Annotated in this window: 13 protein-coding genes; 7 read left to right on the plus strand and 6 right to left on the minus strand. The window is 56.0% G+C overall.

Going from position 1 to position 12,983, the window contains the following annotated elements; all coding sequences use genetic code 11:
* Positions 1-13: 13 nt before the first annotated feature.
* Positions 14-988 (minus strand): Bug family tripartite tricarboxylate transporter substrate binding protein, encoded by a 975-nt coding sequence (locus ACXUPB_RS21570; protein ID WP_472954662.1) that lies wholly within the window; start codon positions 986-988, stop codon positions 14-16.
* Positions 989-1,276: 288 nt separating this feature from the next.
* On the opposite strand from ACXUPB_RS21570, the gene ACXUPB_RS21575 reads away from it, so the two are divergent.
* From ACXUPB_RS21575 to ACXUPB_RS21590, 4 genes are all read left to right on the plus strand, one after another.
* Positions 1,277-2,470 (plus strand): transposase, encoded by a 1,194-nt coding sequence (locus ACXUPB_RS21575; protein WP_472954664.1) that lies wholly within the window; start codon positions 1,277-1,279, stop codon positions 2,468-2,470.
* A 440-nt stretch (positions 2,471-2,910) separates the two neighbouring features.
* Entirely contained in the window at positions 2,911-3,639 is a 729-nt protein-coding gene (locus ACXUPB_RS21580; protein ID WP_062363658.1) for a TorF family putative porin, read from the plus strand.
* Positions 3,640-3,923: 284 nt separating this feature from the next.
* Positions 3,924-4,769, plus strand: coding sequence for a TolC family protein (locus tag ACXUPB_RS21585; RefSeq protein ID WP_197746125.1), 846 nt, complete (start codon positions 3,924-3,926; stop codon positions 4,767-4,769).
* Positions 4,770-5,471: 702 nt separating this feature from the next.
* On the plus strand, positions 5,472-6,833 hold the full coding sequence (locus ACXUPB_RS21590) for an IS1380 family transposase (RefSeq protein WP_074210231.1): 1,362 nt from the start codon (positions 5,472-5,474) through the stop codon (positions 6,831-6,833).
* A gap of 361 nt (positions 6,834-7,194) precedes the next feature.
* On the opposite strand, the gene ACXUPB_RS21595 is transcribed toward ACXUPB_RS21590, so the two are convergent.
* Positions 7,195-7,791, minus strand: coding sequence for a hypothetical protein (locus tag ACXUPB_RS21595; protein ID WP_472954666.1), 597 nt, complete (start codon positions 7,789-7,791; stop codon positions 7,195-7,197).
* Positions 7,792-8,159: 368 nt separating this feature from the next.
* On the opposite strand from ACXUPB_RS21595, the gene ACXUPB_RS21600 reads away from it, so the two are divergent.
* The 3 genes from ACXUPB_RS21600 (at position 8,160) to ACXUPB_RS21610 (ending at position 9,487) form a co-directional block, all read left to right on the plus strand.
* On the plus strand, positions 8,160-8,387 hold the full coding sequence (locus ACXUPB_RS21600) for a hypothetical protein (protein ID WP_472954667.1): 228 nt from the start codon (positions 8,160-8,162) through the stop codon (positions 8,385-8,387).
* Between the two features lie 50 nt (positions 8,388-8,437).
* Positions 8,438-8,593, plus strand: a complete 156-nt coding sequence (locus tag ACXUPB_RS21605) for a hypothetical protein (RefSeq protein WP_472954669.1) — start codon at positions 8,438-8,440, stop codon at positions 8,591-8,593.
* 435 nt (positions 8,594-9,028) lie between these two features.
* Complete coding sequence (locus ACXUPB_RS21610) at positions 9,029-9,487, plus strand: hypothetical protein (protein WP_472954672.1); 459 nt, start codon at positions 9,029-9,031, stop codon at positions 9,485-9,487.
* A 385-nt stretch (positions 9,488-9,872) separates the two neighbouring features.
* Here ACXUPB_RS21610 and ACXUPB_RS21615 read toward each other — a convergent pair whose 3' ends face one another.
* The 4 genes from ACXUPB_RS21615 to ACXUPB_RS21630 all read right to left on the minus strand — a co-directional run bounded on the left by ACXUPB_RS21615 (position 9,873) and on the right by ACXUPB_RS21630 (position 12,980).
* On the minus strand, positions 9,873-10,076 hold the full coding sequence (locus tag ACXUPB_RS21615) for a hypothetical protein (RefSeq protein WP_472954674.1): 204 nt from the start codon (positions 10,074-10,076) through the stop codon (positions 9,873-9,875).
* Between the two features lie 517 nt (positions 10,077-10,593).
* Entirely contained in the window at positions 10,594-10,827 is a 234-nt protein-coding gene (locus tag ACXUPB_RS21620) for an aminotransferase class V-fold PLP-dependent enzyme (RefSeq protein WP_472954677.1), read from the minus strand.
* A gap of 9 nt (positions 10,828-10,836) precedes the next feature.
* The gene (locus ACXUPB_RS21625; RefSeq protein ID WP_472954679.1) at positions 10,837-11,355 is read right to left on the minus strand and encodes a hypothetical protein; all 519 of its coding nucleotides are present in this window, start codon (positions 11,353-11,355) and stop codon (positions 10,837-10,839) included.
* A gap of 302 nt (positions 11,356-11,657) precedes the next feature.
* Entirely contained in the window at positions 11,658-12,980 is a 1,323-nt protein-coding gene (locus tag ACXUPB_RS21630; protein WP_472954681.1) for a sodium ion-translocating decarboxylase subunit beta, read from the minus strand.
* Positions 12,981-12,983: the final 3 nt, after the last annotated feature.

The raw sequence follows: 12,983 nt of genomic DNA on the forward strand, positions 1-12,983 counted from the left end.
TGGTGCTGATTATTTACTGCAATTCCAAATACATGTTTTTTTGAGCTTCAAAGAACTCAGTGAATTCATCATAAGGTTTAAATCGTCCCGGCATTCCGCTGTTATCTAGGAATGTCTGGAAGGCTTTACTATCGTATGTCTCTTTGATACTGTTAGATAGTTCCTTAAGCATATCTTCGTCAGTACCTGCTGCGGTAAACACACCTCGCCAAACCGGAAACTCTGCGTCGATGCCTTGTTCTACTGCAGTGGGAATCTCAGGAAAAATAGCATGACGAGAATCGCTTTGAATGGCCAACAGTTTTATTCGACCGGCTTCAACTAGAGGCTTAAGCTCGCTCGGGCTATTTGCCGATATATCTACCTCGCCTGACGCCAATGCTCGACTCATGGCGGCACCGCCGGAAGAGTACGGAATATATTGCAAATCGAGGTCAGCGGCTTTGGCAAAAGTCAGAGCTGAATAGTGCCATAAGCCGTTTTTACCATTTGTAGCTATTTTTAAATTACCGGGATGGCTGTGGCCATAATCTATAAGTTCAGCTAGGGTGTTATAGGGAGCATTGCTGTTTACAGCAATGGCAGATGCATCTTGGACAACCTGCGCGACAGGCTGAAACTTTTCTAAGTCAAGAAAATCATTAGTTTTAGATAGTGTTATAAGAGACTGAGAATTAAAATACAGGGTATGACCGCTTGGATCTGTTTCCGCTAGGCGAACAGCCGCCACAATTCCGCCAGATGCCGGTTGGTTTACAGTAATGACATTCACGCCCAGAGCAGACTCAAGACCACTCTCTAAACTACGTACTGTTAGATCATTGGCTCCCCCAGGCCCGTTAGGAACAATAACCTCAATGTCTCTAGATGGGAACTCAGAAGCAAGAGCTTTCTGCTGAGCACCGGCGAGCGCCAATATACCCAACCCAGATAAGAAACATCCTTGTAATATATTTTTGTTTATGGATTTAAGCTGATCAATTATCATGTCATTTCCTTTTTTCGCTATCTAGCTTGTTAGTATTAATTTCGACAATTTTATTCAAGGTGCTATTGGTATGAAATCTATACTTTATTTTAGATTTCTGTTTATCTTAATTACTTTTTCCCTCCATTGAGCTTTTGCTAAATAAAATGAGCAGCAAGACTTTAATAAAATTTTACCTAGTTCCTTTTTATATTATCCTGAATCCGTGAGACCGGCCCCAGGAAGCACTTCTAACCCACTGACCTGCATGGCAATATAGCCATTATCGCCATTCACCCAGACAGTGCCATGCCCAACATAAAGTTCCGCGCCAGTTGCCGCACCCTCACCAGCCACGCCGGGCTGTCCATCATCGGGCAATGCTTCGAGATCGCTGGCGTCGACAGCATCGACAGCCGCTTCCCCACCACGCTGGGCATGCGCACCAGTGACGTGATCAAGAGCTACCTGGGCCTGCTGTGTCTGGGCATGAGCGACTATGACGCTGTCGAGAACTTCCGCCGCGACAAGCCCTTCCAACAACTGCTGACCCTGCAGAAGGTGCCGAGTACCGCCACGCTGCGACAGCGGCTGGAGAAACTTGCCGCCAACGACCTGCAGGCGCGCACCGCCACCTGGTCCACGACCCTGCTGTCACTGATCGAAGCACCGATCACCGCCGAGACGACGCACGTCTGCCTGGACATCGACACCTTCGTCATGGACAACAGCAACTCGAAGAAGGAAGGCGTCTCGCGGACCTACCAGAAGGTCGATGGCTACACCCCGATCGCCGCCTATCTGGGCAACGAAGGGTGGTGCCTGGGTCTGGAACTGCGGCCTGGCAAGCAGCACACCATGAAGGAGAGCAACGCCTTCCTGGAGCGGGTACTGCCTCGCGCCCAATGCTTGACCAAGCAACCGATCCTGTTACGCGAGGACAGCGGCTTCGACAGCCAGGCGCTGTGGCCGCAGACCGTCTCGATCCACGACGACAACAAGACCGAATACGTCGTCCAACGCGTGATGCGCCTGGTCGAGCGCACCGCCGATCGCGATGGCCAGTTGCTGCTCGAACCGGACTATGAGTTGGAAGGCTGGTGGACCAGCCTGGACGAGGCGCCGGAGGCGGTGATCAAGCGCTACCAGGCGCATGCCACCCATGAGCAGTTTCACAGCGAGATCAAGACCGATCTCGACCTGGAGCGCTTGCCGTCCGGCAAGTTCGCCACCAACGATCTGATCCTGCATCTCGCCCAGTTGGCCTACAACATCCTGCGCCTGATGGGACAGCTGGGCATGACCGGCGAGCTGAGCCCGGTTCGCCACCCGGCCAAGCGGCGCCGGCTGCGCACCGTGCTACAAGAGCTGGTGCACCGTGCGGCTCTCGTGATTCACAAGGCACGGCAGATCATCCTCGACTTCGGGCAGGATATCGGGCGCATGACGGTGCTCAAGACGCTGCGGAGCCGACTGCGTTATCCACGAGGAACGCCATGCTGACCGTCAATCGGCGACACTCTATCCACAAGCAGTTCCAAGCGACACGCGATCGCCAGATATGTCGTGCCTGGCGGGTGGAAAGGCATGACAAAACGGGCCGTCAGCACCGATCAGCACGGTGGGTTTTGGCAATAACGGGCTTGCGAAAGCCAACTTGCACGGGGCGAATGATCAAAAAGTGCTCGCTGGCGGTGATAGGGAAAGTGTCGGCGCCGGCTTCACGGATTCAGGAGAATGGTTACAGAGAATGCATCAAAACAGGGCGCTGGTCCGGGCCGGTGACAGGTTCTGGGGCGCTAGGTGTTGGGTCGTTTTTCGGGGGCAAGCTCAGAATGTGCCGATTTGTCTCTATAATAATGATAAACAAGAATAAATAAGATGTGGCAAGACTTTTGCTAAATCATATTTGGAGCAATGAAACCCAACCGAAGGTATCCATTATGAAGAAGCAGTTTTTCACCAAATCCGGATTTATCAGTATCACTTTGCTTGCAGCACTTCAGGCTGCGCCCGCCATTGTTAGCGCTGACGTCAGCTCAAATGTGAGCGCCAGCAGCAACTATCTGTTCCGGGGCGTCACCCAGACAGACGGGGCTGCGGCTGTCCAGGGAGGGTTGGATTATGAGCATGCGTCGGGCTTCTACGCCGGTGGTTGGGGTTCCAATGTCGATTTTGGTGACGGCACCAGCTATGAGCTTGATCTTTATGCCGGATTCTCCGGCTCTGTGGAAGAACTGGGTTATGACGTTGGGTACATTTATTATGCGTATCCTGACGCGCCGGACTCCATCGACTTCGGCGAACTGTACGGCGAGATCAGTTATGGCATTGCGGCCATCGGCCTGGCCTACACGATCAACAGCGACACCAGTGGTGATGGGGTGTTCGTGCAGGGGGATGCCTATTACTACGCCTCTGTTGGGGTGCCTCTGGAGGACAGCTACAGTGCCGGTGTGACGCTTGGCTATTACGACTTCGCTGATGACGGCAAGGCTTCTGTCGGCGAGGCAAGTTATTCACACGTCGCCGCCAACGTTACAAAGGATGCGGGAAACTTCGGTTCTTTCAGTGTTAACGTGGAGTACGCGGACATTGAGTCAACCGACGCGCTTGGCTCTGTCAACTCGGATGATCCGAAGTTCTGGCTGGGTTGGAGCAGGAGTTTCTGATCGGCCAAGTGATCACAAGCAATTCAGATCCAGAATAAAAAGCCGGCCCAAATGACGGGCCGGTTTTTATTTATCATGCAAGAACCCACCATCGTGCGCCTGCCTTGACGCCCGGTGACTCGACATCCTCGCCCTTACCTCTGCCCCCCCTGCCGCCAAAGCTCATTTCTTATCCGGTGCCTGAATTTCAAACTGTATTAAAGGTTTGTCTGTAAGGTCGTTCCAGATTCCCACGCAAAAATGCTGACTCACTGACCTCAGTCAAACAGCCAGGATGATACTGAATGAACAAACGATTGTTGTTGTGCGCGATGATAGTTCCGGGAGCCTTGGCCGTCTCTCCTATGGTGTCGGCCCAGGCAAAAGAGAGTGTGTCGCTGAAAGAATATCAGCAGGCCAAAGCCAGCCAGGCTGTTTCCCTGAACCAGGCCATGGTGATGGCTTTCGAGAATAGCCCGGTATTGGCTTTGAGGCGGGCCGCGGTCTCGATACAGCAGGGACAGCTTGATCATGCCAGCCGCTGGGCGCCGAGCAATCCAGAGTTTGAGTTGGGGGCCCGTCAGGCCCCGGATCAGGCCGACGAGTCCCTGGAATATGGGGTGAGGGTTACTCAGGAGATCTGGATGGGTAATCGCGGCGACCTTGGGCAGTCGCGTGCCCGGAGTAATCTCACGTCCCGGCAACAGGAGCTTGAATACCTGAAGGTAGCCACCAAGGCGCGGGTGCGGGCCGCCTATTTCCGGATACTGCTGGCTCAGAAAGAGTTGGAAACCGCAACCCGTGCCGTTGAACTTATGCAACGCACCAAAGACCTGGTTGAAATGTCCGTAAAACAGGGTAAACAAACCCGGATTGATCTCAATACCGCAGTCATTGGGCTTGCCAGGGCCCGGAATCAAAAAGCCTCGGCGGAACAAAAGCTCGAGCAATCAAAAATTGACCTTACCGAAGTGCTCGGGGTGTCCCCCTCCGATGCCGTTGGGGTGACCGGCGAGCTTGATGTGACGCTCGAAGACCTGCCTCCGACCAGCCAGCTTGTCGAGATGGCACAGAGTCAGAGAGCGGACCTGAAAGCGGCGGCCGCCAGAATTGCAGCGGATGAAAATAGTGTTATGTTGAAGGGCGTATAATCACTGTTACGTGTATCTATGAGTAAGCTTGAGAAGACGATACTGATTGTTACGATCGTTTTGGCGGTAGCATATATTGTCGCTTTCAATATGAACGTGCCCTATTATTGGGGTTCGGGAGAAAGGGTAGTCCCAAAGGGAATAGTAGATGCTTTATGGGTAGTAGTGCTATTAATGTCCGTCATCACACTGGCAGTTTGCATTCGTGATAGCGGTCTTCGGAAGCTACAAAACCGAGGTTGGTGGATATCGTACATGGTGCTTTTAGGCGCAGTAGCGATACCTCATTATTACATTAAGCACGGGAGGCGGAGTCGTGATTAAACACGTAACCATACGCACCAGTTCGCGCCCTACCGGGCGCCGGACGCTCGTAAACTCGCGCCGCTGTGCTTAAGCGTTAATGTGTCCCCGTCATGTATAGCTACGAAGAAATAATAAACAGATCAGCGGTAGAGGATGAAATAGTCGTCGGGTATGCCGATGCAATGGAATTGCTTCGTATTCTTAGAGGAAAGACTACGAGAGTCCTTGGATGGGAGGGCTGGGTTAAGTACGCTGACGGAAGTTTAGGTCATTCCCAGGAGCATCAAGGCACCGTTGACCTTTCCCTGAATCCGTGAGACCGGCCCCCGGAAGCACTTCTAACCCACTGACCTGCATGGCAATATAGCCATTATCGCCATTCACCCAGACAGTGCCATGCCCAACATAAAGTTCCGCGCCAGTCGCCGCACCCTCACCAGCCACGCCGGGCTGTCCATCATCGGGCAATGCTTCGAGATCGCTGGCGTCGACAGCATCGACAGCCGCTTCCCCACCACGCTGGGCATGCGCACCAGTGACGTGATCAAGAGCTACCTGGGCCTGCTGTGTCTGGGCATGAGCGACTATGACGCTGTCGAGAACTTCCGCCGCGACAAGCCCTTCCAACAACTGCTGACCCTGCAGAAGGTGCCGAGCGCGGCGACGCTGCGACAGCGGCTGGAGAAACTTGCCGCCAACGACCTGCAGGCGCGCACCGCCACCTGGTCCACGACCCTGCTGTCACTGATCGAAGCACCGATCACCGCCGAGACGACGCACGTCTGCCTGGACATCGACACCTTCGTCATGGACAACAGCAACTCGAAGAAGGAAGGCGTCTCGCGGACCTACCAGAAGGTCGATGGCTACACCCCGATCGCCGCCTATCTGGGCAACGAAGGGTGGTGCCTGGGTCTGGAACTGCGGCCTGGCAAGCAGCACACCATGAAGGAGAGCAACGCCTTCCTGGAGCGGGTACTGCCTCGCGCCCAATGCTTGACCAAGCAACCGATCCTGTTACGCGAGGACAGCGGCTTCGACAGCCAGGCGCACCTGGCGCTTCTCGAACAGCAACGCCAGGTCTTTGCCGACGAGGGGCGCCGGCTCGACTATGTCGTCAAATGGAACCCGCGTGGCTCGGCCACGGCTGATCGAGATACCTGGCTGGCGGTGGCGGCGGACTACTGGGAAGAGCTGCGTCCTGGCAAGCGCCAGGCGCTGTGGACGCAGACCGTCTCGATCCACGACGACAACAAGACCGAATACGTCGTCCAACGCGTGATGCGCCTGGTCGAGCGCACCGCCGATCGCGATGGCCAGTTGCTGCTCGAACCGGACTATGAGTTGGAAGGCTGGTGGACCAGCCTGGACGAGGCGCCGGAGGCGGTGATCAAGCGCTACCAGGCGCATGCCACCCATGAGCAGTTTCACAGCGAGATCAAGACCGATCTCGACCTGGAGCGCTTGCCGTCCGGCAAGTTCGCCACCAACGATCTGATCCTGCATCTCGCCCAGTTGGCCTACAACATCCTGCGCCTGATGGGACAGCTGGGCATGACCGGCGAGCTGAGCCCGGTTCGCCACCCGGCCAAGCGGCGCCGGCTGCGCACCGTGCTACAAGAGTTGGTGCACCGTGCGGCTCTCGTGATTCACAAGGCACGGCAGATCATCCTCGACTTCGGGCAGGATATCGGGCGCATGACGGTGCTCAAGACGCTGCGGAGCCGACTGCGTTATCCACGAGGAACGCCATGCTGACCGTCAATCGGCGACACTCTATCCACAAGCAGTTCCAAGCGACACGCGATCGCCAGATATGTCGTGCCTGGCGGGTGGAAAGGCATGACAAAACGGGCCGTCAGCACCGATCAGCACGGTGGGTTTTGGCAATAACGGGCTTGCGAAAGCCAACTTGCACGGGGCGAATGATCAAAAAGTGCTCGCTGGCGGTGATAGGGAAAGTGTCGGCGCCGGCTTCACGGATTCAGGATTATGCTTTCATGCTATTTAAATCATACAGGTAAGACAATTCTCTTGTGCATGCTCTGCCTGGTTTCAAGCAAGAACCAGAAAAAATTAACCAATCTGATTTGAAGAGGTTAATAAAGAGGAATAGCTTTCATTTGACAATTTCCAAATATTTATCTGTCTTTTCTTTCTTTATCTTCCAAAATCCCGCAGCCAAAAAAAAGTCAGTGAGCTTTAATATGGTGCTTGGCTTTGCCGACTCGCTTAAAAAAATGAAATTTTGCGCAGTAAATTTTTTAGACGCCAAAAAATCTTGTTGAAATATCAACAATAGGTTAGAAAATACAGCCAATGCTAAATTGTTGTCGACAGGCAAGGGAATATCATACAAAGCCGATGTTTTGGATTTTTGCGTCTTTTGTCCGTGCTTATCTAATAGAGCATGGCTAATACTAGTTTTGCTAATCTGCCATTCAATATTACGATTTATGAATATTAATAATTTGTCGCTCACGCTTCTATAAATATTTTCCATTTCAATAACTAAGGCCCCCAGCGGGCAGTTACGGACGTATATCGACCTAGCAAACAGAGTGTCAGAATAGACAATAATAAGATTATCAGATCTTAAAGTTCCTTCAATCTTTGACAGCGCACCTTGAAATGACTCATGACTAAAAATGAATTCGTAGCATCCATCCGATTGCGACCTAAATTGATCAGCCGACCAGACCATCCACTCTTGCATGCGAGTTCCCGTTACACACACATGTTCCCCGATAAGGGTCTCCGTGACGCTTGCTGAGCTCATTGCCCCCAACATTGGTAATGATCTAAGTAGACAAGCTTTGAAGCCTGGCTGGGAATGCTCGTGTGTAGGCCCAATAGTCATGGTGTTCTTAACCTTTTGTTTTTATAAGTTTATACAATTTTGCAGGGAGCCTTTAGGAGATGATTTGCCCACTGCGAGTAGCATATAGTCAACAAACTTATAATCAGTGTAGGCATATGTCAATAAATTGCCGACAATTATTATATTATATTCGGCAATGATGCGTGCTAGGGTTCCCTCAAGGGCGCAACTGTGGTTGGCGCTGTCGGATCCTTCGGTGGCTGATGCTTCGCCTCCTAGTCATGGATCAGTTATGCGGCGTCGGTCGTAACCGAATGTCGATCGACGCTTTTCAGGGAACAGTCGATGTGCTGTCACTTCTGGGGCAGGAATTCGTGGACTTGGTTGGCCTTCTGCGTCGGCAGCTGTTCCAGTACGTCTTTCAGGTGGGCGTAGGGCTTGTGGCCGTATGGATTAGGTTCATAATGCTAGGCAGCGATCTGGCGAATTGATCTTGCCCCGCTGCAGTGGACACTTCGTTAAGAGAGTACATTGAGACGAGGTGACCCATGGCAAGTCGATCAGCTTCTGTGAAGAGGGCCAAACCCGTTACTCTCGTGGCTATAAGGCTGAGGCACTGGCCCTCGCCGACCGTGTCGGCATCAATGCCGCCGCGCTGCCCGAGAGCTTTGCCTTCAGCCCAGACAGCTCTATTTAGTGGCGAGCCGAAGCCCAACAGCAGCTAAGCCCCTCAGCGCGCGAGTAAGCCTTGATCTACCAGAATGCCCAGCTCTAGAGTCAACTGGCCGAGAATTCGAACAGGTTAGGGTTGGCCCCTCTTGTCCGGGCAAAAACACGGCGGCTGCCAATACTCAGCCTGGGTGCTAGAGGCTCAGCCGTCCGCTTTTATGGTGGCCACTCCCCTTTAAAAAACGTGACTCGGGCGGCGTTCTGGACTTGACAGTGGTAACGCACCTTTCGGGCTATCCCGGTTAGGAAGATAGTCCCTTTCAGCGCCTCCTCTGGCCTCATCCTCCTCCGTGTCGCTGAGGAGTCCGCGCCATGGTGCGTTAGCCTTCTCCCCACCGGCGTCGCAGCAATTGGCAGGTTGTGCACCCCAACGCGGCGGCGATCGATATCGGCGCCCGCTTTCATGTGGTCGCCATCCCGCCGGATCAAGATCCTGGAAGAGCGCGGCCTGGAGGTCATCCTGGCCGATGCGCGCGACGTCAAGTACGTACCGGGACGCAAGTCCAACATCAATGCCGCGCAGTGGCTGCAACGCCTGCATGCCAATGGCCTATTGCGAGGCAGTTTCCGACCAACGCAGGAGCTGGCCAATCGGCGTACGCTGGTCCGGCACCTTGAGCGTCTGCTGGCCTATGCTGCCTCGCACAAGCAGAAAGCGCTGATGGAGATGAATCTTCAGCTCAATCACGCAGTCAACGATATCACCGGCAAGATTGGCATGTGTATCCTGCGAGGCATCTTGGCCGGCAAATGTGACCCTGTCGTGCTGGCCAGCTACAGTGATTGCCGTTGCAAGCCGAGCGAAGCTATCATCCACCAGGCGCTGGTGGGCCACTACCGTGAGGAGCATGTACTGGCCTAGCGTCAGTCGCTGGCTCTCTACGACACTTACCATGCGCATATCGCCGACTGTGATCGCCATATCGAGGGGCCTTGATTACTCTGGCCGCCCATGCCGCGTTGCCACAAACCCCATGCCACCGGCGCGACATGCCTAAACCAATCGCAACGCGCCGACCTTCGAGCTGCGTGAATGGCTGTTCAATGTGCTGGGCACGGACCTGACGCAGATCCATGGGTTGGGCGCCTACCTGGTGCTCAAATTGATTGCCGAGTGCGGTATCAACATGAACCGTGGGCCCACGGCGAAGCACTTTAACTCCTGTCGCGGGCCAACAAGATCTCCGGAGGTAAGCTGCTGTCATTGAACGTGGCGCATCAAGAGCTGCGCGGCGGCACTGCTTCGGCTAGCTGCCAATGTCATCGGGCGAACGAAGACCGCGCTGGGGGCCTTCTATCGTCGGCTGACCAGCCGCATCGGCGAAGCCAAGGCAGTGGCTGCCACCTCGCGCAATTTCGCGCTCCTGTTGCACACCACCCTGCGCTATGGCAAGCCCGGGGTGGACAACTACGAAGCGCGCTATCGCCAACGTCTGGTGAGCAACCTTCACCGACGAGCGAAGTCGTTGGGGTACGAACTGGCCCCGGCGTAAGGCCTCTGGCCGTGAGATCCTTTAGAAGACGGCAGCATTTCACCTAGTGAAGCCAGGCAAACGTTAACTTCATCGGCACTATTGTAATGAGCTAGCAAAATTCGAGTAACCGCCTTCAACCCAAGTGGGCGCAGGATATTGCCAGAGAACACGTCGTCGCTTCGCGCATGGACGCGTATACACCGCACCCCGAGCTCGGCGACGATATGCTTGGCTGCATAATCCTCGATGGCGAACGAAACCACCCCCTCGCGGTTCGGGGAATCCGCCGTGCCAATCAGGCGCAACCCGGGATAGTCGCACAGGCTTGGCAGGTCTGCGCCTCCATGCAGCAATCGATGCACTAGAGCACGTTCGTGAGCTCGCATCGCTTGGCCAGCAGCGACCACGCGGGCGCGACGTGACGGCGCCTTGGTGAAGTGACCTCCCAACCAGAATAGATAGCCGACCATCACGCTGATCCCGCGAGTCGCGGCTACCCAACTCCCAGGAAACGGCAGTACGCCTTGTAAGGCGAGATGATATAGGCGTCTACGTCGTAGTCAGCGACGGCCAGGAAACCGTGCGGCGCGTGCTGAATGCCGTCGACGATAATCATGCACTCAGGGGACACAGCGCGGATAGTGCGCGCGATCTCGGCGACGTCCATGCGCATACCGGTGAGCGGGCTGGTATGAAGGATGGTAGCGATACGGGTATCAGGACGCACGCAGGGCGCTTAGTGCGCCGCCGTCACTCGACCTGCATCGACATCGAAAGGAACCTCGATCCAGTCGCGGTCGGTGGGGGTCGCCCATTGGGCAGTAGCATCATAGGTCGCAGGATGCTCGACCGAGCTGGCAATGATGCTACCTCCCGCCTCGGCGTCGAGCCCCGCTGCGCGGATCAGGCACTCAGTGCCGGTCTCGCCGCCGAAGATGACCCCATCGCTGGCGCCGAAGAAGGTGGACAAGTCGTCGAGCCCGGCAGAAACGATGCGCGACACGGCGTGAGAGGCCAGATTATCCCGGTGCTCGTTGTCAGGGATACCGGCGACCTCGGCACCACGCATTACCACCGACTCGAGCATCAGCGAGCCACCCGCATTCTCGAAAAAGATCCGCTTGCCGCTGAAGGGACGGTCATCAACGTGAAGGAAGCGCTCCCTCACACGAGCCAGCAGTTCCCTTGGAAGGAATACACCTTCCGCCGCAATCAGCTGGCGTGGGGTCAAGACTTGAGTTGATTTTGTCGTCATCGTTCATGTCTCCCTCGGTCAGGGACAGGAGTGCCTGACCTTCAAAGAAATCAGCGGGAAACGGAGCTGGACGCTGCTTTTGCGTCGACACCACTGGTTCCATATTGGATACGCCAGCACCAGCAAGCTGAGCGTCAGTGACCCGGGCCTGGTTAAGAAAGTGGTCAAGTCCCATTGAGAGATCAACATCAACCTGAGGAAGTTGACCTCGAGAATGGGCCGCGGATCAGGCCCGGTTAATCAACCACTCGGAACCCAACACCTATGAGACTCGAATGACTGCGTGTCCGATGAACCCTTTCTCACCCCAAGTACTTGATCATCACCCCCGCGGCCACCGCCGAGCCGATCACCCCGGCGACGTTGGGGCCCATGGCATGCATCAGCAGGAAGTTGTGGGGGTTGGACTCCAGCCCAACCTTGTTGGCCACCCTTGCCGCCATCGGCACCGCCGACACCCCTGCCGCGCCGATCAGTGGGTTGATCGGCATGCGGCTAACGGTATTCATCAGCTTAGCCATCAAGACGCCACAGGCCGTGCCGATGGCGAACGCCACCATGCCCAGGCCGAGGATGCCCAGCGTCTCCACAGCCAGGAAGCGGTCGGCCATCAGCTTGGAGCCCACCGACAGCCCGAGGAAGATGGTCACGATGTTGATCAGGGCGTTCTGGGCGGTGTCCGAGAGCCGTTCCACGACACCGCATTCGCGCATCAGGTTGCCGAAGCAGAACATTCCCAGCAGCGGCGCGGCGTCGGGCAGCAGCATGGCCACCAGCAGCAGGATCAGGATCGGGAAGACGATCTTCTCCAGCTTGGCGACCGGCCTCAGCTGCGTCATGGTGATCTCACGCTCGCGCTGCGAGGTCAACGCCTTCATGATCGGCGGCTGGATCAGCGGCACCAGCGCCATGTAGGAGTAGGAAGCAACGGCAATAGCGCCCAGCAGCTCGGGGGCGAGGATGCTCGCCACGTAGATCGAGGTGGGGCCGTCTGCGCCGCCGATGATGCCGATGGCGGCGGCCTGGTTGAGCGAGAAGTCCATCCAGCCCATCGCCGACATGCCCACGGCGCCGAGTAGCGTCGCAAAGATGCCGAACTGCGCCGCTGCGCCCAGGAACAGGGTGCGCGGATTGGCCAGCAGCGGACCGAAGTCGGTCATCGCGCCCACGCCCATGAAGATCACCAGCGGCGCGATGCCCGAGGCGATGGCCACATTGTAGAACTGGTAGAGCATTCCGTGGGCGAAGCCCGACTCCATGGCCACATCGTTGGCGGCACGCACCAGGGCCGGGGAGATATCGCCGTGCAGCACCTCCGCCAGCGTTACACGCCACGCTTCGACACCGCTGGCGGGGTCGAGGGCGACCCCCAGTGCCGCGGCCATCTGCTCGAGCAGGACGGGGCGTGCCAGATGAGCGGCCTGTTCGGCCGCCGAAATCGCCAGTCCCGCCTCAGGGATGTTGGACAATATCCCGCCGAAACCGATCGGCACCAGCAGCAGCGGCTCGAACTTCTTGGCGATGGCCAGGTACAGCAGCCCAAGCCCCACCACGATCATCACGGCCTGCCCCAGGCTCAGGTTGTAGAGACCCGAGCCGTACCAGAGGGTCAATAGGTTCTCCATACG

This window comes from Vreelandella sp. DA03-1M, from assembly GCF_055725665.1.